Below are 22,091 nucleotides of genomic sequence, written 5' to 3'. Positions count from 1 at the left end.
ACAGGCTGGTCGGAGACGACAGTCCTGCCCGCACCACCATCACCAGTGAAAGCGACATCGATCATGACTCTGCCCCTGGCCTCCATCCAGCTCTACACGCTGGCCAAGGAGTTCTCCGAGGACCCGAACGGCTCGCTCGAGAAGCTCGCGGCGATCGGACTGAAGAACGTCGAGGCGTTCGACTTCGTCCGCCGTCCCGCCGAGATCCGCGCCGCGCTCGACGCGAGCGGTCTCGCCTCGCCGACCGGCCACGCTCCGCTGCTCTCCGACGAGCTGTGGACGCCGGACGGCTCCATCCCCACCCCCGCCCCCGAGGTCGTCTTCGAGGCGGCCGCGCAGATCGGCATCCAGACCGTCATCGACCCGTTCGTCTCGGCCGAGCGCTGGCTGACCGAGGACGGCGTGGCGGACATCGCCGACCGCCTGAACAAGGCCGCCGAGGTCGCCGCGACCTTCGGCCTGAAGGTCGGCTACCACAACCACGCGCAGGAGTTCATCGCCTCCTTCGACGGCCAGACCGCCTACGAGCGCTTCGTGGCGACGACCGACGAGCGCGTCGAGATCGAGCTCGACCTGTTCTGGGCGCTGACCGGCGGCCAGGACGGCCCCGCGCTGGTGTCGAAGCTGGGCTCGCGCCTGGTCGCGGTGCACGTCAAGGACGGCATCGCGCCGGCCGAGAACCCGTTCGCCCCCGGCGCCGCGGCCTTCGGCTCGGACACCCTCGACCAGCGCCGTCCGGGCGAGGGCGACGTGCAGCTCGTCGAGGCGCTGAAGGCCGGCGAGGGCGCGATCAAGTACGCCGTCATCGAGTACGACAACGCCCCCGGCGACGTCTTCGCGGACATCCAGGCCAGCTACGACTTCCTCGTGAAGGGCGGGTACGCGGCATGAGCGGGCCCATCGGGATCGGCGTCATCGGCGTCGGCGTCATCAGCGACACCTACCTCGAGAACCTCGCGTCGTTCCCGGACGTCGAGGTGCTCATCGTCGGCGACCTGCTGCTCGACCGGGCGAAGAGCCAGGCCGAGAAGCACGGCGTCCCCGCCTGGGGCTCGGCGGAGGACGTCCTCGCGCACGCCGGCGTGCAGGTCGTCGTCAACCTGACCATCCCCGCCGCGCACGTCGAGGTCTCGGCCGCGGCGATCGCCGCGGGCAAGCACGTCTGGAGCGAGAAGCCGCTGGGCCTGGACCGCGCGGGCACCGCGCAGCTGCTGCAGGACGCCGCCGCCAAGGGGCTGCGCGTCGGCTCGGCGCCGGACACGCTGCTCGGCCCGGGCTTCCAGACCGCGAAGCGCGCGATCGCGGACGGCGTGATCGGCGAGCCGATGTTCGCGTCCACCGTCTTCCAGACGGTCGGACCGGACCTCTGGCACCCGAGCCCGGCGTTCCTCTTCGCGGAGGGCGCGGGCCCGCTGCTGGACATGGGTCCTTACTACTTCACCGGACTCGTCAGCCTGTTCGGACCGGTTCAGCGGGTCGCGGCCCTCGGCCGCAAGAAGCTCGAGGAGCGGGTCATCCGCTCCGGCCCCGACGCGGGGACGACGTTCCCGGTCGAGGTGCCCACCTCGCTGCAGGTGCTGACCTCGTTCGCGACCGGGCCGCAGGCGTCGAGCCTGCTCAGCTTCGACTCCGCGCTCGAGCGCCACGGCGTCTTCGAGATCCACGGCACGGAGGGGTCGATCGTGATCCCCGACCCGAACCAGTTCGAGGGGCGCACCGCGTACGTGAAGGCCCGCACCTCGATCGCCGACGGCCAGTGGGGCGAGCAGGAGTGGACCGAGATCGAGCAGAAGGGCACGGTCGTCGGCCGCGGACTCGGCCTGCTCGACATGGTCCGCGCGATCGCCGAGGACCGCCCGCACGTGGCCACCGGCGAGCTCGGCTTCCACGTGCTCGACGTCATGCTGTCGGCGCAGGAGTCGGCCGAGAGCGGCGAGTTCGTCGCGATCGACAGCACGCTGTCCGCGCCGGTGCCCGCGGTGCCGGTGGACTTCGACCCGTTCGCGCAGACGCTCTGACGCGCTGACGGTCTCGCAGTGGCCCCCGCTCTCCACTTTCGGAGGGCGGGGGCTTCGGCGTGTGTGGTCTCGATACGCCGCTGCGCGGGTGCTCGACCAGCATGCAAGGGTGCTGCGCGGGTGCTCGAGCAGCAGGGGTGGGGCCGTTGCGCGGCCGCGGCGGCAGAACATCGGCTGGAGGCGCGTGTCATCGCTGATGGGCGATGAGACGGGCTCCTGGCTGATGTTCTGCGTCCGCGTCGGGCGATGACGACGTCGGAGGGGACGCTGCAGGGCCGCCGTGCTGAGGATGTGGGTCTCGATACGCCGCTGCGCGGCTACTCGACCAGCATGCAGGGGCCGCTGCGCGGGTGCTCGGCCAGCATGGAGGGCCGCTGTGCGGGTGATTGACCAGCATGGAGGGGCGCTGCGCGGGTGCTCGACCCGCATGCAGGGGCGCTGCGCGGGTGCTCGACCGGCGTGCAGTGCGGGTCAGGGGGACGGGGGCGTCAGCTCGCGGCGGAGGCGGGCGAGGGTGTCGCGGAGGCGGGTCTTGACGGTGCCGATCGGCAGGCCGAGCTCGGTGGCGATCTCGGCGTGGGTCAGGCCGCGGACGTAGGCGAGGAAGAGCAGGTCGCGGTGCTTCGGGGCGAGGCGGCGGATCTCGGCCGCGGCACGGCGGAACTCGCCGGCGATCTCGCCGTGCGACTCCGCCTCGTCGATCTCGCGGAGGTAGCTGTGGATCGCGTAGCGGTGGTCGCGCTCGCGGGAGGACTGCGCGGCGCGGACCCGGTCGATGGCGCGGCGGCGGGCGATGACGGCGACGAGGTGCTGCTGCTCCTCGAGGACCGCGTGCCGGCCGGCGGAGCGCCAGAGCTCGAAGTAGGTCTCCTGCGCGACCTCCTCGGCCTGCGCGTGGTCCTGCAGGATGCCGACGGTGATCGAGCGGACGCGGCGGACGGTGCGCTCGTAGAGCCGGCGGAACGCGGCGTGGTCGCCGTCGGCGAGCGTCGGGACGAGGTCGTCCTGCGCGGACGGGGCGCCGTCCGTCACGGTGCGCCCGGGTGCGGAGGCGTCAACCGAGCCGCGCCTCGGGAGTGTGGCCGACGTCCTGGGCCAGGCGCTCGAACGCGGCGACGGCCTCGTCGTTGCTGACCCGCCCGGCGTCGACGCCGTCCGCGATCCGGAGGATCTCGAGCTTGCGGTCGGCGCGAGCGGCCGTGTCCAGCGTCGACGTGCTGAGTGCTGCGGTGGCCTGGACCCGCGCCACGATGGTGCGGACCTGCCAGCGGCGGCTGTTGAACGACATCCCGCACTACCTCCTCGATCGGCCCCGTGCATCATTCGGAGCCGCGGCTCTGTCCGATGGGTGTCGGGGAGGAGGGGAGGGGTCAGGACAGCTGGTCCTCGAGGTGGAAGACCTCGGTCAGCTGCAGGAAGCCGGTGTCGGGAGCGCCGTCGAGCTCGACGAAGAACTCGGCCATCTCGGTCTGCCAGCGGGCGTTGACCTCGGTGGCGGCCATCCCGGCGCGGGCGGCCTCGAGCGACGGGGTCTCGAAGTAGCCGATCAGCAGACCGTCGGGGCGGAGGAAGAGGGAGTAGTTGTTCCAGCCGGTGGCCTTCAGGGCGGCGGCCATGTCGGGCCAGATCGCGGCGTGCCGGCGGGTGTACTCGGGGATGCGCTCGGGTCGCACCTGGAGCTGGAAGCAGACGCGCTGCATGGGGTGGGGCCTCTCGGTGGGGGATCTCGATACGCGCCCTGCGGGCGCTACTCGATCAGCATGAACGGGGTCGCCCTGCAGGCGGCTGATTCAGAAGCATGCCGCGCAGGCGCCGTTCGATCGGCGTGACTTCATGCTGGTCGAGTAGCCGCGGAGCGGCGTATCGAGACCCACCGTTTCATGGACGGTGGATCTCGATACGCGCCCTGCGGGCGCTACTCGATCGGCATGGACGGCGTCGCCCTGCGGGCGCTACTCGATCAGCATGGACGGCGTCGCACTGTGGGCGCTACTCGATCAGCAGGGCTGCGGAACGGGTCAGAAGTCGAAGTCGGCGATGTTGTCGGCGGTGAAGGTGAAGGGGTCGCCGAGCAGGACGGTGCCGTCGGCGTCGACCGTGAAGGAGCCGAGGTCGCCGGCCTCGAAGGTGTCGCCCTCGGCGCCGGTGATGTCGCCGTCGATCAGGGCCTTCGAGGCGTAGGCGGCGAGGTAGCCGAGGTCTCCCGGGTTCCACAGCGCGAACGCGGTGACGGTGCCGTCCTCGACGAACTCGCGCATCTGGTTCGGCGTGCCGAGACCGGTCAGCGCGACCTTGCCCTTGAAGTCCGAGGTGGAGAGGTAGCGGGCGGCGGCGGCGATGCCGACCGTCGTGGGCGAGATGATGCCCTTGAGGTCGGGGTGGGTCTGCAGGAGGGCCGCGGTCTTGTCGAACGAGGTCTGGTCGTCGTCGTCGCCGTAGACGGTGTCGACGAGCGTGACGTCCGGGTGGTTCGCGGTGAGCTCCTCCTCCATCAGCTCGATCCAGGCGTTCTGGTTCGTGGCGTTCGCGGAGGCGGAGAGGATCGCGACCTCGCCGCTGTCGCCGATCTGCTCGGTGATCAGGTCGACCTGCGCCTTGGCGATGCCCTCGGCGGTGGCCTGGTTGATGTAGAGGTCGCGGCAGTCGGCGTTGGTGTCGGAGTCGAAGGTGACGACCTTGGTGCCGTTGTCGCGCGCCTCGTTCAGCGCGTCGCAGATCGCTTTCGGGTCGTTCGCCGAGACGACGATCGCTCCGGCGCCCTGCTGGGTGAGCGTGTTGATGTAGGAGACCTGCGCGTCGGGGGAGGCCTCGGCGGGCCCGACCTCGGCGTAGGTGCCGCCGAACTCCTCGATGGCCTTCTCGCCGCCGGCGTCGGAGGTGTCGAAGTACGCGTTGCCGAGGTTCTTCGGCAGGAAGGTGATCGAGTAGTCGCCGGAGCCGGCGTCGCTGCCGGCGTCCGAGCCGGCGTCGCCGTCGGAGGCGGAGCAGCCGGTCGCGACGAGCGCGACCGAGACGGCCAGTGCGGTGAGGGTGCCGAAGCGGCGCCCACGGGAGGAGAACATCATCGTCTGCCTTTCGTCGAGGTGCTGTGGGGGTGGTGCGGGGTGGTGCGGGTGCTGTGCCGGTGATGCGGGATCAGGGGCGTCTCCTGCCCGAGCGCCGCAGTCGCGACAGCCAGGCCAGGAAGCTGGTGGACACCACCGAGAGCACGAGCAGCACTCCGGTGATGATGTTGATGACGTCGGAGGTGACGTTCGCGAGGCGCAGGGCCGAGGCGATCACGCCGATCAGGATCACGCCGGCGATCACGCCGTGCAGGGCGCCGCGGCCGCCGAAGATCGAGACGCCGCCCAGCAGGACGGCCGCGATCACCTGCAGCTCGAGCCCGGTCGCGTTGTCGCCGCGGGCGGAGCCGTAGCGGAGCGTGTAGTAGATGCCGGCCAGCGCGGAGACGGCGCCGGAGACCACGAAGAGGATGAACTTGGTGCGGTTCACGTTCACGCCGGAGAAGATCGCCGCCTCGTCGTTCAGGCCGATGGCGAAGACGCCGCGGCCGAAGCGGGTGGAGTGCAGCACCACCGCGAAGACGATCGCCAGGATCGCGAACGGCAGCACCACCAGCGGCACCGGGCCGACCAGCTTCGCCTTGGCGAGGTCGGTCCAGAACTCGGGGAAGTCGGTGACGGCGGTGGTGCCGAGCAGTCCGACCGCGAGCCCGCGGTAGAGCGCGAGCGTGCCGATCGTGACGGCGAGCGAGGGCAGCCCGACCACCGTGACGAGGAAGCCGTTCAGCGCTCCGCCGACCGCGCCAGCGACGATCGCGATCAGCGCGGCGACCTCGAACGGCACTCCGGCCTGGTGCAGCGTGCCGGTGAGCACGCTCGCCAGCCCGACGGTGGAGGCGACCGACAGGTCGATCTCGCCGGTGATGATGATCAGCGTCATCGGCAGCGCGATCAGCAGCGTCGGCGCGATGTCGAGGAACAGGTAGGTGATGGTGATCGGCTTGTCGAAGCTCTTCACCGAGGCGGAGGCGACGACGATCACGAGGATCAGCAGCACGACGATCGCCGTCTCGCGGCTGAACAGGACGCGCTGCCAGGCCGGCCGGGCGTAGTCGCGGTACTCGCGCGCGGTGCGCACGGCGGTGGTGTCGGTGACGAGGCTCATCAGGAGTCGTCCCTCTCTTCGAGGAGCTTGCGGGACTGTCGGAGGGAGAGCACGCGGTCGAGCACGATCGCGCCGATGATCAGCACGCCGACGACCGCGCGCTGCCAGAAGTCGGGCACGCCCAGGATCGGCAGGGCCCGGTTGATGGTGAGCAGCAGCACCGCGCCGATCGCCGCGCCCCAGACCGTGCCGGAGCCGCCGAAGATCGCGACGCCGCCGATCACCGCGGCGCCGACCGCGTCGAGCTCGTAGCCGGAGCCGGCCTGCGAGTTGACGGTGCCGTAGCGCGCGGCGTAGAGCACGCCGGCCAGGCCGGTCAGCGCGCCGGAGACGACGAAGGCGACGAGGATGCGCCGGGTGACGGGCAGGCCGTAGAGCCGCGCCGCGTCCGGGTCGGAGCCGATCGCGTAGAACTCGCGGCCGGCGCGCTGGTTGCGCAGGTACCAGCCCGCGGCGACCAGCACGACGAGCGCGATGATCGTGAGGTAGGGGATGGTGAGGAACTGCCCGGTGCCCAGGGCGAGGAAGTCCTTGGGCATGTCGGACGCGTTGATCCGGTCGCTGCCCGTCCAGGCGACGTTGATGCCGCGGTAGGCGTAGAGCGTGCCGAGGGTGATCACCAGTGCCGGGACCTTCGCGAACGCGACGAGCGCGCCGTTGATCAGCCCGAGCAGTCCGCCGAAGACGATGCCGGCGGCGAAGACCGCGAGGATCGGGATCCCCGGCACGTCGAGGAACAGCCGGCCGGTGAGGTAGGCGGTCAGCCCCAGGATCGAGCCGACCGAGAGGTCGACCGAGCGGGTGATGATCACGATGGCCTGGCCGACCGCGATCAGGATCAGGATCGACGGCGTCAGCAGCAGGTCGCGCCAGCCGTCGGGGGAGAAGAGGAAGGTCGGGTTCTTCGCGGTCGTCGCGATGACGACGAGGACCAGCGCGAGCAGGATGCCCGTCTCGCGGGCCCGGATGAAGGAGCCGAAGCCGGAGGAGAAGGCGTTGGGCTTCGCGGCCGGCACGCGCTTCTGCGTCGGCGCCTGGGCGGTGCTCATGCGGCTGCTCCTCGGGTGGCGGCGAGCATCACGGTCTCGCTGGTGGCGTCGGCCCGGTCGAGCTCGGCGGTGATCCGACCCTCGCGCATCACCAGGACGCGGTCGGCCATGCCGAGCACCTCGGGCAGCTCGGACGAGATCATCAGGATCCCCATTCCCTCCCCGGCGAGCTGCGAGAGCAGCCGGTGCACCTCGGACTTGGTGCCGACGTCGATGCCGCGGGTCGGCTCGTCGATGATCAGGACCCTCGGATTCGTGGCGAGCCACTTGCCCAGCACGACCTTCTGCTGGTTGCCGCCCGAGAGGGTGCCGGCGACGGTGTCGAGCGCGTCGGTCTTCACCTCGAGGCGCGCGGCCCAGTCGCGGGCGGCGGTGTTCTCGGCGCGGCCGGTGATCAGGCCGCCCTTCGACAGCGACTTCTGGATCGCCATCGTGATGTTGCGCGAGACGGAGGAGTCGAGCACGAGGCCCTGCTTGCGGCGGTCCTCGGGGACGAGCGCGAGTCCGGCGCGCATCGCGGCCGAGGGGCTGCCCGCCGGGATCCGGCCGCCGACGAGGGTGACCGAGCCGGAGTCGTAGGGGTCGACGCCGAAGACGGCGCGGGCCACCTCGCTGCGCCCGGCGCCGACGAGGCCGGCCAGGCCGACGATCTCGCCGGCGCGGACGGTGAAGGAGATGTCGTGGAAGACGCCGGCCGAGGTGAGGCCGCTCACCTCGAGCAGGACGTCGGTGATCTCGGTCGCCTGCTTGGGGAAGAGCTCGGTGATGTCGCGGCCGACCATCTCGCGGACGATGCCGTCGACGGTGGCGTTCTCGGTGGCGGTGGTGGAGATGTAGGCGCCGTCGCGCATCACGGTGATGGTGTCGCAGAGCGAGAAGACCTCGTCGAAGCGGTGCGAGATGAAGATCAGCGCGCGGCCCTCGTCGCGGAGCGAGCGGGCGACGGTGAAGAGGCGCTCGACCTCGACGCCGGAGAGCGCGGCGGTCGGCTCGTCCATCACGAGGACCTTCGCGTCGAGCGAGATGGCCTTGGCGATCTCGATGATCTGCTGGTCGGCGATGGAGAGGCCCTCGGCGGGGCGGTCGGGGTCGATCCGGACGCCGAGGCGCTCGAAGAGGCCGACGACCTCGGTGCGCATCGCCTTCCGGTCGATGCGGCCGAGGCGACCGCGGGGCTGCCGGCCCATGAAGATGTTCTCGGTGACGCTGAGATCGGGGAAGAGCGTCGGCTCCTGGTAGATCACGGCGATGCCCGCGGCCTTCGACTGCGCGGTCGAGGAGAAGTCGACCGGCTCGCCGTCGAGGAGGAACTCGCCCGCGTCGCGCTGGTGCACTCCGGCGATGATCTTGACGAGCGTCGACTTGCCGGCGCCGTTCTCGCCGACCAGCGCGTGGATCGACCCGCGGTGCACGGCGATGGTGCCCGAGCGCAGCGCGACGACGGCGCCGAACGCCTTGACCACGCGGGCGAGCTCGAGTGCGGGTGGCGGATCTGATGCCACGGGTGGTACCTCCTCATCGAGGGGAATCGCGGTCAGGTCCCGGCTTCGGATGAAGAGGACCTGAATCGATTCATCCAGCTTCATCGCTACTATAGGGACGCTGAGCCGGAGCGGTCAACGCGAGATGCGGCTCGGCGTCCCAGGGGAGGCGATGTGGCGCGAGTGAGCATCCGCGACGTCGCCCTGCGCGCCGGCGTCTCGGTCGGCACGGTCTCCAACGTGCTCAACCGGCCGGACGAGGTCTCCGACGACTCGCTCGCCCGGGTGAACGCCGCCGTCGAGTCGCTCGGCTACGTGCGCAACGACGCGGCCCGGAAGCTCCGCAACGGCGTGAGCTCGACCGTCGGCTTCGTAGTGCTCGACGGGCAGAACCCGTTCTTCAACGACGTTGTCCGCGGCGCGGAGGACGAGGCGTCGCGCCACCAGATCGCCGTGCTCTACGGCAACACCGACGAGGACCCGTCGCGCGAGCGGCAGTACCTCGACCTGTTCGAGGAGCAGCAGGTGCGCGGTGTGCTGATCGCGCCGTACGGCGACATCTCGCAGCGGCTGGAGAAGCTGCGCGGGCGCGGGGTGCCGGTCGTGCTGGTCGACCGCTTCAGCGGGGACGGCCGCTACAGCTCGGTCTCGGTCGACAGCGTGGCCGGCGGGCGGATGGCGGCCGAGCACCTGATCGCGACCGGGCGGCGCCGGCTCGCCTTCGTGGGCGGGCCGTTCGAGATCCGCCAGGTCACCGACCGGCTGGCGGGCGCTCGGGTCGCGGTGGAGAACAGCGATGCGTCGGTCGATCTCGAGGTGGTGGCGACCACGGCGCTGACCGTCGCGCAGGGGGTCGCCGCCGGGATGCGGATCCTGGCCCGGCCGCGGCGCGACCGCCCCGACGCGCTCTTCGCGGCCAACGACCTGGTCGCGCTCGGGCTGCTGCAGGCGCTCGCCGTGGACGGGCGGATGCTGGTGCCGGACGAGATCGCGCTGATCGGCTTCGACGACATCTCCTTCGCCGCGGCCGCCGCCGTGCCGCTGTCCTCGATGCGGCAGCCGAGCTCCGTGATCGGGCGGACGGCGCTGCGCGTGCTGCTCGAGGAGGCGGCGGACCCGGAGCTGATCCCGCGGCAGACGGTGTTCCTGCCGGAGCTGGTCGCGCGCGCGTCGACGCGGGCGCGGCGCTGAGGCGGCGGGTGTGGATCGGCCTCCCGCTAGCGTGGACGGGATCGTCGACCGGATCCGAAGGAGCATCTCGATGACCGCAGCACGCCAGGACACCGTCAGCGCCGCCACCGTGCGGCACCTCCCGTGGGCCGCGCCCGCGCGGGAGCCCGCGATGAGCACCGCGGTCGACCGCCACGACCGCTGGCGGCTGACCAGCCGCTCGGTGCTGCGCGACGGCCGGCCCTTCATCCCGGTCTCCGGTGAGCTGCACTACAGCCGGGTGCCGCGCGAGCGCTGGGAGGAGCGCCTGCGGCTGATGCGGGCGAGCGGCGTGAGCGTCGTGGCGTTCTACACGATCTGGATCCACCACGAGGAGGTGCGCGGGGAGCGCCGCTTCGACGGGGACCTCGACGTCGGCGCGTTCGTGGACCTGTGCGCGGAGATCGGCCTGGACGTCGTGCTGCGGGTGGGGCCGTGGTGCCACGGCGAGGTCCGCAACGGCGGGTTCCCGGACTGGGTGCAGGCCGCCGAGGTGGAGCACCGGACCGACGACCCGGGGTATCTCGCGCTCGTCCGGGACTGGTTCGGCGCGCTGGGCGGCGAGCTGGCGTCGCGGTGCGGACCGGGCAGCAACGTGGTCGCGATCCAGATCGAGAACGAGATCTACGACCAGCCCGGGCACATCCGGACCCTCAAGGGCCTGGCCCGGGAGGCGGGGCTGACGGCGCCGATCTGGACGTCGACGGGCTGGGGTGGCGCCGACCTGCCGCTGGACGAGGTGCTGCCGCTGTTCGGCGGCTACGCGGACGGCTTCTGGGTCGAGTCGGACTCGCCGTGGGACTCGACGTTCCGCGACCACTTCTTCTTCAGTCACCAGTGGGACGACCCGGGGATCGGCGCCGACGTCCGCGGCGCGACGACGGACGCGGTGACGCCCCGCGCCCCCTCGCTCGACTACCCGCCGGCGACCTGCGAGCTCGGCGGCGGCATGGCCACCGCCTACCATCGGCGCCCGGCCGTGCAGCCGCTCGACATCGCGGCGGTCGCGCACACCAAGATCGGCAACGGCTCGGCCTGGCAGGGCTACTACATGTACGCCGGCGGGACGAACCCGCGCGGCGCCGTCGCCGACGGGCTGCAGGAGTCGCAGGCGACCGGCTACCCGAACGACCTGCCGCGGTTCGACTACGACTTCCGCGCGCCGATCGGGGCGAGCGGCCGGCCGTCGCCGACCCTCGCGCTGCTGCGGCGCCAGCACGCCTTCCTCGAGGCCTTCGGCGAGAGGCTCGCGCAGATGCCGTCGACGCTGCCGGACGAGCTGCCGTCGAGCCAGCAGGACACCGAGACGCTCCGCTGGGCGCTGCGGAGCGACGGGGCGAGCGGCTTCGTCTTCGTCACCTGGCACCAGCCGCACGAGCCGCTGCCGGAGCACCCGGGCGTGGTGCTCGAGATGGGTCTCGACGACGAGGTCGTGCGGTTCCCCTCGGTGAGCACGCCGGTGCCGGCCGGGACGCTGGCGGTCTGGCCGGTGCGCCTGACGGTCGGCGGGGTCCGGCTGGACTGGGCGACCGCGACGCCGCTGACGCTCCTCGACGGGGCGGAGCCGACGCTGGTCCTGGTGGCGGCCGCGGGCGTCGTCGCCGAGCTGGCCTTCGCCGAGGGCACGCGGCTGGCGGTGGACGGGGAGCGGCAGGACGGCGCGCTCCTCCGCCTCGACGTCGACGAGCCGGTGCTGGTGCGGGCGCAGGCCGACGGCGGCGCGTGCTCGGTGCTGGTCCTGTCCGCGGAGGCGGGTGAGGAGGCGTCGGTGCTCGTCGATGCCGGCTCGGGGGAGCGCCGCCTCGTGCTGTCGGAGGACCCGGTCTGGCTCGACGGAGCGGGGCGGATCGCGGGGGACGTCCGGGCGGGGAGTCGCCTGCCGCGCGCCTACGACCAGGAAGGGCAGCGCTTCGTCCCGGTCGCCGGATCGGCGGCGTCGATGCGGCCGGAGACGGAGGCGGTCGAGGCGCCCCTGCTCCGCGCGAGCGACGCCGTGCCGGTGTCCTACGGCGAGTCCGCGGGGCGCGCCTCCGCACCCCGGGACGCCGACTTCGCCGCCGCGGCCGCGCACCGGCTCGAGCTGCCGGAGACCGATCCGGCGGCGCAGCGGCGCGAGCTCGAGATCCACTGGGCCGGCGACGTCGCCCGGATCCTCGTCGGCGGCGAGGCCGTCGCCGATCAGTTCTGGGACGGCGGACCGTGGGTGCTCGACCTGGACGCGCTGAACGCGGGCTCCGGGGACGTCCTCCTGGAGATCCTGCCGATGTCGCCGGAGGCCCGGATCGGCCTGACCGGGAGCGCCGAGGAGCGCCGGCGACGGGACGCTTCTCCTCTTCTCGAGCTCGGCCCGGTCGTCCTGGCGCACTGGTACCGCTGGACCGAGGACTGACCGGCGTCCAGGTGGCGTGCACGCCCGGAATCTAGGGTGGGCGGATGACCTCCTGGAGCGCCGCAGACATCCCCGACCAGACCGGCAGGACGTTCGTCGTCACCGGCGCGAACAGCGGACTGGGGGAGGCGACCGCGCGGGCGCTCGCCGAGCACGGCGCCCGCGTGGTCCTCGCCTGCCGGACCGTCGAGAAGGGCGAGCGAGCCGCGGAGCGGATGGGCGGCGACGTCGTCGTCCGGCGCCTCGACCTCGCCGACCTCGCCTCGGTGCGCGAGTTCGCCGAGGCGACCGGGCCGATCGACGTGCTGGTCAACAACGCCGGCATCATGGCGGTCCCGGAGGGGCGCACCGCGGACGGCTTCGAGCTGCAGTCCGGCACGAACTTCCTCGGGCCCTTCGCACTGACCGGGCTGCTGCTGCCGCGGATCGCCGACCGCGTGGTGTCGCTCTCGAGCCTCGCCCACCGCTTCGGCACGCTCGACTTCGACGACCTGAACTGGGAGCGCCGCCGCTACAGCCCGTGGCCGGCCTACGGACAGTCCAAGCTGGCCGACCTGGTCTTCGCGTTCGAGCTGCACCGGCGCCTCCGCCGGGCCGGCTCGAGCGTCGGCTCGATGGCCGCGCACCCGGGGATGTCGGTGACGGAGCTGCACACGCACACCGGCGACGGGCAGGGCGCGATCATGGGCGCCCTGATGCGCACGGTCGGGCAGAGCGGTGACGACGGCGCGCTGCCGACGCTGCTCGCGGCGACCTCGCCCGACGCGCGCTCCGGCGCCTACTACGGACCGGGCGGCCTCGGCGAGGTCCGCGGGGCGCCGCGCCAGGTGAACCCGAACCGCGCTGCCCGCGACCGGGACGCCGCGCGCCGGCTCTGGGACCGCGCCGTCGAGCTGACCGGGGTGTCTCCGCTCGACGCGAGCTGAGCGCGACCGCCCGTCGAGGACACCCGCTCCCGCCCGATCCCGGCTCCTCCGTACACTGGCGAGCGCGCGGGAAGCCGCCGCCGGACCCCGAGGAGCACCGTGGCAGCACGACGAACGACCGCCGCCGCGACGCTGCACGACGTCGCCCGGGCGGCGGGGGTGTCCCTGGCCACCGCCTCGCGGGTGCTCAACGGCAGCGCGCGCAAGGTGCAGGGCGAGTACCGCGAGCGGGTCGAGGCGGCCGCGGCCGAGCTGGGCTACTCCGCGAATCCGGCGGCGCAGGCCGTCGCGCGCGGGACCACCTCGACGATCGCGCTGCTCGTCAGCGACATCACCGACCCGTACTTCTCGGGCATCGCCTCCGGAGTGATCGGCGCGGCGGACGCGTCGCGGCTGGACGTGCGGATCGCCGTCACCGACCGCGACCCGGACAAGGAGCTCGGCCTGGTCCGCTCACTGCGCGGTGGGCGGCCGCGGGCGATCGTCCTGGCCGGCAGCCGCTTCGCCGCCGACCGGCACCGCGACGCGCTGATCGCCGAGCTGCAGGCCTACGAGGCGTCCGGCGGGCGGGTCGCCATGATCAGCCAGGGCGGGCTGCCGTTCCCCTCGGTGCAGGTGGACAACCGCGCCGGAGCCCGCGCGCTCGCGGCGGCGCTCGCCGAGGCCGGCTACCGGCGCTGCGCGATCGTGCGCGGTCCGGAGGCGGTGCTGACGTCGTCCGACCGGGTCGCGGGGTTCCTCGAGGGGCTGTCCGCGGCGGGGGTGAGCGTCGATCCGGATCTGATCGTCGAGGCGCCGCTCACCCGGGACGGCGCGTTCGACGCGGCGGCCGCGCTGCTGGCCGGGCGCTCCACCGACATCGATCTCGTCTTCGCGGTGACCGACCTGATGGCGGTCGGCGTCGCCTCCGCGATGCGCGCGGCGGGAGTCGAGCCCGGCACGGGCATGGGCGTCGCGGGTTTCGACGACGCGCCCATCGCGGAGGACGTGCACCCGGGGCTGACCACGGTCGCGGTGCCGCTCGCGGCGCTCGGTGAGCGCGCCGTCGCCGCGGCCCTCGGCGACGAGGCCGACGGCGCCTCCGTCGAGCTGCCCACCCGCGTCGTCCTGCGCGCGAGCACCCCGCCGCGGGCCGCGCCGCCCGCGTAGCGTGCGTCGTGCTGGTCGAGTAGCCCTGCAGGGGCGTATCGAGACCCGCCGTCCCCCGAAGGGCAGGTCTGCAGACGCCTGTTCTGACGGGGGTGGATCTCGATACGCCCGCTGCGCGGGCTACTCGATCAGCATGGAGTGCGCGGGGAACGCGTCGACGTGGGCCATCCCTTGCTGGTCGAGTAGCCCGAAGGGCGTATCGAGACCCGGCCACCACCGTTCCTCCGCTGGATGGGAAAGCGCTTGCCCGCGGGACCGGTCCGCGGCTAGCATCAGGAAAACGCTTCCCACTCCTCGAAAGGCCCACCGTGTCAGAGTCGACCACCCCCACCCTCGGGATCATCCTGAACGGCGCCTCCGGCCGGATGGGCTACCGCCAGCACCTCGTCCGCTCGATCCTGGCGATCCGCGAGCAGGGCGGCGTGCTGCTCTCCGACGGCACCCGCGTGCAGGTCGAGCCGCTGCTGGTCGGGCGCTCCGAGGCGAAGCTCGCCGAGCTCGCCGGCAAGCACGGCCTGACGAACTGGACCACCGACCTCGACGCCGCGCTCGCCGACCCGAAGTGGCAGGTCTACGCCGACTTCCTCGTGACGAAGGCGCGCGTCCCCGCGATCAAGAAGGCGATCGCCGCCGGCAAGCACATCTACACCGAGAAGCCCACGGCGGAGTCGTACGCCGAGGCGCTCGAGATCGCCGAGCTGGCCAAGGAGGCCGGGATCAAGAACGGCGTCGTGCACGACAAGCTCTACCTGCCGGGCCTCCAGAAGCTCAAGCGCCTGATCGACTCCGGCTTCTTCGGCCGCATCCTCAGCGTCCGCGGCGAGTTCGGCTACTGGGTCTTCGAGGGCGACTGGCAGGCCGCCCAGCGCCCGAGCTGGAACTACCGCAGCGAGGACGGCGGCGGCATCATCGTCGACATGTTCCCGCACTGGAACTACGTGCTCGAGAACCTCTTCGGACCGATCGAGGGCGTCTACGCCAAGGCGACCACCCACATCGAGACCCGGGTCGACGAGAACGGCGCGCCCTACACCGCGACGGCCGACGACGCGGCCTACGCGATCTTCGATCTCGCCGGCGGCATCACCGCGCAGCTCAACTCCTCCTGGGCCGTGCGCGTGGACCGCAAGGAGCTCGTCGAGTTCCAGGTCGACGGCACCCTCGGCTCGGCCGTGGTCGGCCTGTTCGGCGCCAAGATCCAGCCGCGGGTCGCGACCCCCAAGCCCACCTGGAACCCCGACCTGCCCGAGACGCACGACTACGCCGAGGACTGGCAGGAGCTGCCCGTCAACGACGTGTTCGAGAACGGCTTCAAGACCCAGTGGGAGCAGTTCATCCGCCACGTGGTCGAGGACGCTCCGCACGAGTACGACTTCTTCGCCGGAGCGCGTGGCGTGCGCCTGGCCGAGCTGGGCCTGGAGTCCTCGCGCGAGGGCCGCCGGATCGATGTCGCCGCGCTCGACGCCGCCGCCGACGCCGAGGTGCTCGTGCAGGCGGGCGCCGTCCAGTGAGCGGGCTGACCCTCCTCGGCGCCGACGGCGCGACCCGCTCCATCGAGCTGCTCCCGGCGCCCGCGCACACGAGGCCCACCGCCCCGCTGCGCTCGCGCACCGCCTACGCGGCCGCGCACGTCGTGCCGCTGGTGCACGGCGAGAACCGGCCCGGCCACCCGGCCCAGATCGACTGGGACGCGACGCTCGGCTTCCGCCACCACGTCTGGTCCTGGGGCCTGGGCGTCGCCGACGCGATGGACACCGCGCAGCGCAACATGGGACTGGACTGGAGCGCGACGCAGGAGCTGATCCGCCGCAGCGCCGCCGAGGCCGCCTCGGTCGGCGGGGCGCTCGTGGTCGGGATCAACACCGACCAGCTCACCGAGGACGTCGTCCCGCTGGACACCGTCATCGACGCGTACATCGAGCAGCTCGCCTTCGCCGAGGACGCGGGGGCGGAGGTCGTGCTGATGGCCAGCCGGCACCTCGCCCGCGCCGCGGAGACCGCCGCCGACTACGAGCGCGTCTACGCCGCCGTGCTCGCCCGCGCCACGAAGCCGGTCGTCCTGCACTGGCTGGGCACCGCCTTCGACGGCGTGCTCGAGGGCTACTTCGGCGCGGCCGACCCGGTCGACGCCTTCCCGGTCGTGCAGCGGATCATCGAGGACAACCTCGACTCGGTGCGCGGCATCAAGATGTCGCTGCTGGACGCGGACGCCGAGATCGCGCTGCGCTCGCGGCTGCCCGAGGGCGCGACCCTCTTCACCGGCGACGACTTCAACTACGTCGGCCTGATCGAGGGCGCCCCCGACGCCGACGGCACGCCGCGCTGGTCGGACGCGCTGCTCGGCGCCTTCGCCGCGCTGGCGCCGAGCGCCTCCGCTGCGATCCAGGCGCTGGACGCGGGCGACACCGCCGAGTACCGCCGCGTGCTGGGCCCGACCGAGGCGCTCTCGCGCCAGGTCTTCGCCGCGCCGACGCAGTACTACAAGACCGGCGTCGCGTTCCTCTCCTGGCTGAACGGTCACCAGCCGGCCTTCTCGATGGTGGGCGGGCTGCACTCCGCGCGCTCGCTGCCGCACCTGTCCGAGATCGTCCGGCTCGCGAACGCCTCCGGCGCGCTGGAACGGCCGGAGCTCGCGGCCGACCGCTGGACCGGACTGCTCGCGCTGAACGGGGTCGACGTGACCCGCTCCGTCGAGGGGCTGCACCTGGTCGAGGCGGTGCCCGCGTGAGCGCCGACCCGCGCCTGTCGCTGAATCAGGCCACGATCAAGCACGCGTCGCTCGCCGAGGCGCTCGACACCACGGCCGCGGCAGGGATGTCCGCGATCGGCCTCTGGCGCGAGCCGGTCGCCGAGGTCGGGCTGGCGGAGGCCGTGCGCCTCGTCGCCGACTCCGGCCTGCGCGTCTCCTCCCTTTGCCGCGGCGGCTTCTTCACCGCGCCCGAGGGGCCGGAGCGGCGCGCGGCGATCGACGAGAACCGCCGCGCGATCGAGGAGACCGCCGCGCTCGGCGCCCCCGCGCTCGTGCTCGTCGCCGGCGGACTGCCGGCCGGCTCGCGCGATGTGGTCGGCGCCCGGGCCCGCGTGCAGGACGCGCTGGCAGAGCTGGCCGACGACGCCGCGGCGGCGAAAGTGCAGCTCGCGATCGAGCCGCTGCACCCGATGTACGCCTCCGACCGCGCCGTCGTCTCGACGCTCGGCCAGGCCCTCGACCTCGCCGCGCCGTTCGACGCGGCCGCGGTCGGCGTGGTCGTCGACACCTTCCACATCTGGTGGGACCCGCAGGTCCTCGCGCAGATCGCCCGCGCCGGAGCGGAGGGCCGGATCGCGAGCTACCAGGTCTGCGACTGGGCGACCCCGCTGCCGGCCGACGTGCTGCTCGCCCGCCGCTACCCGGGCGAGGGCGTCATCGACTTCGAATCGCTCACCCGCGCGGTCGTCGAGGCGGGCTACGCCGGCGACGTCGAGGTCGAGATCTTCCACCAGGAGGTCTGGGACACGGCGTACCCCGAGGTCGCGGAGCGCGTCGTCGCGTCCTTCGCCGAGACGGTGTCGCCGCACCTCTGAGCGGCGCACCCCTGAACTCCCGGTCCGCCGTCGCTGGAGGGTGAGCGGCGGACCGGGCTCCTTCTTCTCGAGGACCAATGAGCTCTCTAGAGGCCTAGCGAGCTCAGCTCCACGGCAGATCCAGCGCGTCGAACGTCGTCTCGCGGCGCAGCGCCTCCTGCAGTGCGTGCTCGACGCCGTCGACCACGCGGTGGCGCCCCTCGACGTCCTGCACCTCGCGCCAGGCGTCCGCGGGCAGCGCGCGCGGCGACGGAGCCGCCATCACCGCCTCGAGCAGGCGGAGGAAGCCGCCGGTGCGCTCGATCCCGGCGTGCAGCGGCGTGCCCAGCTCTCGGGCGGCGAGCAGCCCCTCGAACGGCGTGATCCGGTCGTACTGCAGCGTGCGCGGCGGCAGGTCCTCGCGCACGAGCTGCACCACGTCGAGCGTGTAGTAGAACCGCAGCGTCCCGCGGGTGCCGACGATCTCGACGGAGGGCTCCTCCGGCCGCTCGGCGCAGAGGGTGACCGCGGTCGTGACCCGCAGGCCGTCGGCCAGTGTCAGCACGGCGACCGACGTGTCGTCCGCCTCGATGTCGTTCGCGCGGCGCAGGTCCAGCCGCACGTCGACGACGTCCTCGAGCCGGTCGGCGCCGGCGATCGCGAGGGCGGTGGCGGTCGCGTGCGAGAAGGGGTTGGTCAGGACGCCGTCGGCGACGACCGCGCCGTCGAGCGTGCGGCGGCCGGCCCAGGGGGAGCGCGACCAGTAGCGGTCGTCGCGGACCCAGACTCCCGAGGCGCCGTAGCGCACGACGTCGCCGATCTCACCGTCGGCCAGGGCTGCGCGGATCGCCGGGATCGCGGAGGAGCCGAGGCTCTGGAAGCCGACCTGCACGAGTGAGCCGGTCGCCGCGGCGCGCTCCGTGATGACGGTGAACTCGGCGAGCGAGGCGGCGGGCGGCTTCTCCAGCAGGACGTCGTTGCCGTGGTCCATCGCCGCGAGGGCGATCGCCGCGTGGGTGTGGATCGGGGTGCTGATGATGACGACGTCGGTGCCGCCGGCGGCGAAGAGGCCGGTCGCGTCGGGGTGGTGCGCGACGCCGTCGGGGAGCAGCCCCTCGACCGGCGGTCGGGGGTCGGCGACGCCGACGAGCCGGACGCGGCCGTCGCGGTGCGCCGTGAGGACGGCGCCGAGGTGCGAGGCGCCGTAGCCGCCGATGCCGACGAGCCCGATCCGCGGGATCACGGTCGGACTCCGGAGAGCGGGCGGCTGCGGTCGTCTCGTCTGCGCTGCATGATCCGGCCAGCGTATCGGAAAGCGATTACCGGCGACCAGTGGGGTCGATGATCGTCATGCCCGCGGGGTTCGAGCGGTCGAAGACGGGGAGCAGCTCGGCCGCCTCCTCGAGTCCGATGGTGCGCTCGATCAGGCGCTGCGGGGCGAGGACGCCCTGCTCGATGAGCCGGAGCATCCCCGGGTAGTCGCGCGCCGCCATCCCGTGGCTGCCGAGGACGTCGAGCTCCCAGGCGATCACGCGCGCCATCGGCACGCGCGGGTGGCCCTCGACCGGCGGCAGCAGGCCGATCTGCACGTGCCGGCCGCGGCGGCGCAGGCTGAGGAGGGCGTCGGCGCAGGTCTGCTCGCTGCCGACGGCGTCGACGGCGACGTGACTCCCGCCGCCGGTGAGCGCGTGCACGGCGGCCGGCAGATCGCGGCCGTCGGCGAGGAGGACGTGCTCGGCGCCGACGCTCGCCGCGACCTCGAGGGCGGCGGTGTTCCGGTCGACCGCGATGACGCGGGCGCCGAGCGCGTGCGCGACCATGACGGCGCTGAGGCCGACGCCGCCCGCTCCGATCACCGTCACCCACTCGCCGGGCTGCACCCGGGCCCGCCCGACGAGCGCGCGGTAGGCGGTGGCGAAGCGGCAGCCGAGGCTCGCGGCGGTCGCGAAGTCGACGCCCTCCGGGATCGCGACGAGATTGGTGTCGGCCGCGTGCAGCGCGACGGACTCGGCGAACGAGCCCCAATGGGTGAAGCCGGGCTGCTCCTGGTCCGGGCAGACCTGGGCGTCGCCCTGCAGGCACCACTCGCAGCGGCCGCAGCCGCAGACGAACGGCACGGTCACCCGGTCGCCGACCGCCCAGTTCCGGACCTCGGGCCCGACCTCGGCGATCACGCCGGCGAGCTCGTGCCCCGGGACGTGGGGGAAGGCGATGTCGTCGTGCCCGGCCCAGGCGTGCCAGTCGCTCCGGCACAGCCCGGTGGCCAGCACCCGCACGACGACGCCGTCGGCCGGGGCGACCGGCGTCGGGACGTCGCGGACCTCCGGCTCGCCGCGGACGGAGTCGAGGACGAGAGCGCGCATGCCCTCATCCTGGCAGCGCTCGGGGAGAACCCGAATCGCCGAGGAGGGAGACCCTGGTGATGCTCCGCGCGTCGTCGTCGCAGTCCCACACCTTGCTGCGCCTCATCGTCACTGCGCCCAGCTGACGTGCGAAGTAGCGGTCCGCCCACTCGTACTCCGACCACTCCGTGTCGAGGAGGTAGGCGCTCATCCGGCCGAGGAGCGCGCAGATCCAGTCCGCGGCCTGAACGGTCTGGTAGAGGTGGCTCTCGACCTGCATCGGCGGCTCGATGAGGTGGCGACCGCGTGCGTCGCTGTAGATGAAGCCGCTCGCGGAGGCGAACGCCTCGATACGGGACTTGTCGTCGACCTCGTCGAGCACCATCATCAAGCCCGTGGCCGGGTCGAGAGCCTGTCCTGTTCGGATGATCGTCTGGATGAGGGCGTGGTCGTAGCGGCTCCGCGTCGTCTCGAGAACGACGGAGGGGTCTCCGAGCGGCTTCAGCTGACCGTAGAAGAACACCTGGCCGCCGTCCTTCTCGAGGCGGGCGAGAATGCGGTTGATCGCCCGGCGCACCTCCGGATACCGCTCGATGTTCGTCGTCGTGAGGAGGGCGCTGCCCTTCTTCTCCCAGCGACTGGGGTGGACGTCCGACTGCTGCAGCTCCCAGGCCAGGAGACGGTTCTTCATCTGAAAGAAGAAGGAGCCGAAGCTCCGCACGCGATCAGCGGGCAGCACGATCCCACCGAATCCGAAGACCGGATGGGTCTTGTACCTCGGGTCGACGCGGGAGACGTAGGGTCCGATGTGACCGAACTCGTCGAGGTAGGCGATGTGCATCGCCCCATGAAACACGCCCGTGGAGCACACCGGCCTTTTCACGCCGAAAGCCCACGCTCTCGCGTGGGCCTCGGAAGTGGAGCGTCGCAAGCAACGCGTCCGGGACGACTTTAGCAGTCGTCGGCGCCGAAGCGGAGGTCGGTGAGCGACACGAAGTGCCAGCCCTGGCGGCCGTCGTGCTGGGTGTAGGTGAGGGTGCTGCCCGAGGGGAAGACGCCGAAGCGGAAGGTGTCGGAGCGGGTGACGCCGTCCGTCGTGTACTCGTTCCCGGTCGCGCGGCGGAAGGGGTCGGCGAGGGTGCCGGCGCCGGTGCCGGGGAGCGAGCCGGACGTGGCGATCGAGGTCGGCTCGGTGCTGAAGCCGACGGCGTCCCAGTAGGTCGGCACCCACGAGTTCGCGTCGGTGTTCGAGGTGATGTCGAAGACCGTCAGCTGGAAGTCGACGGGGTCGAAGAGCGCGCCGTCGGCGTCGCGGAACTCGAAGGTCAGGGTCTGCGCGTCGGATCCGGGGGTGGGCAGGACGGCGAGGTCGCCCTCGCGACGCTGATTGAGCACGAGCGCTCCCGCCGGACCGAAGCCGGCGAAGGAGTACTCGGAGGGGACGCCGCCGGGAGCGTTCCCGGCCCAGCCCGAGCCGTTCTGGCTCATGTTGTAGCGCGTGCCGCCGGAGAGGTCGGTCGTGCCGGCGGCGAGGGTCGAGGTGATGCGGATCGTCGAGGTGCGGCCGGACGCGGAGGTCGCGCCGAGGACGGCGGGGTTGCCGCTCGCGTTCGTCGCGGCGAACTGCGTGACGCTCGTGCAGGGGGTGGTCGACGCGGCGGCGAGGGGTGCGCCCGTGGCGACGGCGACGACGGGGACGGTCCAGAGGGCGGTGGTGGTGAGTGAGCGGCGCGAGAGTCCGGGCGCGGGGGTGCTGGTCATGGCGGGGTCCGTTCGGGTGCGGAGGGGAGCGGGCGAGGCGGTGCAGGGCGGAGC

At 72.5% G+C, this 22,091-nt stretch carries 20 protein-coding genes; 9 read left to right on the top strand and 11 right to left on the bottom strand.

Features of this window, described 5'->3' with window-relative positions; translation table 11 throughout:
* The first annotated feature begins 63 nt into the window (after nucleotides 1-63).
* Both EDF43_RS18275 and EDF43_RS18270 read left to right on the top strand, forming a co-directional pair.
* Complete coding sequence (locus EDF43_RS18275; RefSeq protein ID WP_132437983.1) at nucleotides 64-891, top strand: sugar phosphate isomerase/epimerase; 828 nt, start codon at nucleotides 64-66, stop codon at nucleotides 889-891.
* Nucleotides 888-2,018, top strand: a complete 1,131-nt coding sequence (locus tag EDF43_RS18270; RefSeq protein ID WP_132437982.1) for a Gfo/Idh/MocA family oxidoreductase — start codon at nucleotides 888-890, stop codon at nucleotides 2,016-2,018. Before EDF43_RS18275 ends, EDF43_RS18270 begins: the two co-directional genes overlap by 4 nt.
* Before the next feature lie 471 nt (nucleotides 2,019-2,489).
* Here the strand turns inward: EDF43_RS18270 and EDF43_RS18265 are convergent, their stop codons facing one another.
* The 7 genes from EDF43_RS18265 to EDF43_RS18235 all read right to left on the bottom strand — a co-directional run bounded on the left by EDF43_RS18265 (nucleotide 2,490) and on the right by EDF43_RS18235 (nucleotide 8,739).
* Nucleotides 2,490-3,050 (bottom strand): sigma-70 family RNA polymerase sigma factor, encoded by a 561-nt coding sequence (locus tag EDF43_RS18265; RefSeq protein WP_132437981.1) that lies wholly within the window; start codon nucleotides 3,048-3,050, stop codon nucleotides 2,490-2,492.
* A 22-nt stretch (nucleotides 3,051-3,072) separates the two neighbouring features.
* Nucleotides 3,073-3,306: a hypothetical protein gene (locus EDF43_RS18260; protein ID WP_165909178.1), complete on the bottom strand. Its 234-nt coding sequence runs from the start codon at nucleotides 3,304-3,306 to the stop codon at nucleotides 3,073-3,075.
* Between the two features lie 82 nt (nucleotides 3,307-3,388).
* Nucleotides 3,389-3,718, bottom strand: a complete 330-nt coding sequence (locus tag EDF43_RS18255) for an L-rhamnose mutarotase (RefSeq protein ID WP_132437979.1) — start codon at nucleotides 3,716-3,718, stop codon at nucleotides 3,389-3,391.
* A 318-nt stretch (nucleotides 3,719-4,036) separates the two neighbouring features.
* Nucleotides 4,037-5,083: a rhamnose ABC transporter substrate-binding protein gene (rhaS, locus tag EDF43_RS18250; RefSeq protein WP_132437978.1), complete on the bottom strand. Its 1,047-nt coding sequence runs from the start codon at nucleotides 5,081-5,083 to the stop codon at nucleotides 4,037-4,039.
* Nucleotides 5,084-5,153: 70 nt separating this feature from the next.
* Nucleotides 5,154-6,188, bottom strand: a complete 1,035-nt coding sequence (locus EDF43_RS18245; RefSeq protein ID WP_132437977.1) for an ABC transporter permease — start codon at nucleotides 6,186-6,188, stop codon at nucleotides 5,154-5,156.
* Entirely contained in the window at nucleotides 6,188-7,237 is a 1,050-nt protein-coding gene (locus tag EDF43_RS18240) for an ABC transporter permease (RefSeq protein WP_132437976.1), read from the bottom strand. Before EDF43_RS18240 ends, EDF43_RS18245 begins: the two co-directional genes overlap by 1 nt.
* Nucleotides 7,234-8,739, bottom strand: coding sequence for a sugar ABC transporter ATP-binding protein (locus tag EDF43_RS18235; protein ID WP_243646359.1), 1,506 nt, complete (start codon nucleotides 8,737-8,739; stop codon nucleotides 7,234-7,236). Before EDF43_RS18235 ends, EDF43_RS18240 begins: the two co-directional genes overlap by 4 nt.
* A gap of 153 nt (nucleotides 8,740-8,892) precedes the next feature.
* Here EDF43_RS18235 and EDF43_RS18230 point away from each other — a divergent pair, with 153 nt between their 5' ends.
* The 7 genes from EDF43_RS18230 to EDF43_RS22440 all read left to right on the top strand — a co-directional run bounded on the left by EDF43_RS18230 (nucleotide 8,893) and on the right by EDF43_RS22440 (nucleotide 17,955).
* Nucleotides 8,893-9,909, top strand: a complete 1,017-nt coding sequence (locus tag EDF43_RS18230) for a LacI family DNA-binding transcriptional regulator (RefSeq protein ID WP_123705492.1) — start codon at nucleotides 8,893-8,895, stop codon at nucleotides 9,907-9,909.
* 70 nt (nucleotides 9,910-9,979) lie between these two features.
* Nucleotides 9,980-12,316: a beta-galactosidase gene (locus tag EDF43_RS18225; protein WP_132437974.1), complete on the top strand. Its 2,337-nt coding sequence runs from the start codon at nucleotides 9,980-9,982 to the stop codon at nucleotides 12,314-12,316.
* A gap of 44 nt (nucleotides 12,317-12,360) precedes the next feature.
* Nucleotides 12,361-13,242, top strand: coding sequence for an oxidoreductase (locus tag EDF43_RS18220; protein ID WP_132437973.1), 882 nt, complete (start codon nucleotides 12,361-12,363; stop codon nucleotides 13,240-13,242).
* 99 nt (nucleotides 13,243-13,341) lie between these two features.
* Nucleotides 13,342-14,391 (top strand): LacI family DNA-binding transcriptional regulator, encoded by a 1,050-nt coding sequence (locus EDF43_RS18215; protein WP_123736640.1) that lies wholly within the window; start codon nucleotides 13,342-13,344, stop codon nucleotides 14,389-14,391.
* Nucleotides 14,392-14,756: 365 nt separating this feature from the next.
* Complete coding sequence (locus EDF43_RS18210; RefSeq protein ID WP_123447046.1) at nucleotides 14,757-15,902, top strand: Gfo/Idh/MocA family oxidoreductase; 1,146 nt, start codon at nucleotides 14,757-14,759, stop codon at nucleotides 15,900-15,902.
* Nucleotides 15,899-17,119 carry a DUF993 family protein gene (locus EDF43_RS22445; RefSeq protein WP_132437972.1) on the top strand — a complete coding sequence of 407 codons (1,221 nt, stop codon included), beginning with the start codon at nucleotides 15,899-15,901 and terminating at the stop codon, nucleotides 17,117-17,119. Before EDF43_RS18210 ends, EDF43_RS22445 begins: the two co-directional genes overlap by 4 nt.
* Nucleotides 17,116-17,955, top strand: a complete 840-nt coding sequence (locus EDF43_RS22440) for a sugar phosphate isomerase/epimerase family protein (RefSeq protein ID WP_132437971.1) — start codon at nucleotides 17,116-17,118, stop codon at nucleotides 17,953-17,955. The genes EDF43_RS22445 and EDF43_RS22440 overlap by 4 nt, the downstream gene beginning before the upstream one ends.
* Nucleotides 17,956-18,058: 103 nt before the next feature.
* Here EDF43_RS22440 and EDF43_RS18195 read toward each other — a convergent pair whose 3' ends face one another.
* From EDF43_RS18195 to EDF43_RS18180, 4 genes are all read right to left on the bottom strand, one after another.
* On the bottom strand, nucleotides 18,059-19,177 hold the full coding sequence (locus EDF43_RS18195; protein ID WP_132437970.1) for a Gfo/Idh/MocA family oxidoreductase: 1,119 nt from the start codon (nucleotides 19,175-19,177) through the stop codon (nucleotides 18,059-18,061).
* A 76-nt stretch (nucleotides 19,178-19,253) separates the two neighbouring features.
* Complete coding sequence (locus tag EDF43_RS18190) at nucleotides 19,254-20,297, bottom strand: zinc-dependent alcohol dehydrogenase family protein (protein ID WP_132437969.1); 1,044 nt, start codon at nucleotides 20,295-20,297, stop codon at nucleotides 19,254-19,256.
* Between the two features lie 4 nt (nucleotides 20,298-20,301).
* A complete protein-coding gene (locus tag EDF43_RS18185) occupies nucleotides 20,302-21,117 on the bottom strand; it encodes a DUF3800 domain-containing protein (RefSeq protein WP_132437968.1) in 816 nt (271 codons plus the stop codon).
* Nucleotides 21,118-21,227: 110 nt separating this feature from the next.
* The gene (locus EDF43_RS18180) at nucleotides 21,228-22,037 is read right to left on the bottom strand and encodes a hypothetical protein (protein ID WP_132437967.1); all 810 of its coding nucleotides are present in this window, start codon (nucleotides 22,035-22,037) and stop codon (nucleotides 21,228-21,230) included.
* Nucleotides 22,038-22,091: the final 54 nt, after the last annotated feature.

The sequence above is a fragment of the Rathayibacter sp. PhB179 genome (assembly GCF_004345345.1).
Lineage (GTDB): Bacteria > Actinomycetota > Actinomycetes > Actinomycetales > Microbacteriaceae > Rathayibacter > Rathayibacter festucae.
Note: the sequence above shows the minus strand (reverse complement) of the source record. Positions and strands in the feature narration are given on the sequence as shown.

What these genes read in the sequence shown, in the direction of transcription:
- EDF43_RS18275 (WP_132437983.1), top strand. Translation starts at nt 64, where the DNA reads ATGACTCTGCCCCTGGCCTCCATCCAGCTCTACACGCTGGCCAAGGAG.
- EDF43_RS18270 (WP_132437982.1), top strand. Translation starts at nt 888, where the DNA reads ATGAGCGGGCCCATCGGGATCGGCGTCATCGGCGTCGGCGTCATCAGC.
- EDF43_RS18260 (WP_165909178.1), bottom strand. Translation starts at nt 3,306, where the DNA reads ATGTCGTTCAACAGCCGCCGCTGGCAGGTCCGCACCATCGTGGCGCGG.
- EDF43_RS18255 (WP_132437979.1), bottom strand. Translation starts at nt 3,718, where the DNA reads ATGCAGCGCGTCTGCTTCCAGCTCCAGGTGCGACCCGAGCGCATCCCC.
- rhaS (WP_132437978.1), bottom strand. Translation starts at nt 5,083, where the DNA reads ATGATGTTCTCCTCCCGTGGGCGCCGCTTCGGCACCCTCACCGCACTG.
- EDF43_RS18245 (WP_132437977.1), bottom strand. Translation starts at nt 6,188, where the DNA reads ATGAGCCTCGTCACCGACACCACCGCCGTGCGCACCGCGCGCGAGTAC.
- EDF43_RS18240 (WP_132437976.1), bottom strand. Translation starts at nt 7,237, where the DNA reads ATGAGCACCGCCCAGGCGCCGACGCAGAAGCGCGTGCCGGCCGCGAAG.
- EDF43_RS18225 (WP_132437974.1), top strand. Translation starts at nt 9,980, where the DNA reads ATGACCGCAGCACGCCAGGACACCGTCAGCGCCGCCACCGTGCGGCAC.
- EDF43_RS18220 (WP_132437973.1), top strand. Translation starts at nt 12,361, where the DNA reads ATGACCTCCTGGAGCGCCGCAGACATCCCCGACCAGACCGGCAGGACG.
- EDF43_RS18210 (WP_123447046.1), top strand. Translation starts at nt 14,757, where the DNA reads ATGGGCTACCGCCAGCACCTCGTCCGCTCGATCCTGGCGATCCGCGAG.
- EDF43_RS18190 (WP_132437969.1), bottom strand. Translation starts at nt 20,297, where the DNA reads ATGCGCGCTCTCGTCCTCGACTCCGTCCGCGGCGAGCCGGAGGTCCGC.
- EDF43_RS18185 (WP_132437968.1), bottom strand. Translation starts at nt 21,117, where the DNA reads ATGCACATCGCCTACCTCGACGAGTTCGGTCACATCGGACCCTACGTC.
- EDF43_RS18180 (WP_132437967.1), bottom strand. Translation starts at nt 22,037, where the DNA reads ATGACCAGCACCCCCGCGCCCGGACTCTCGCGCCGCTCACTCACCACC.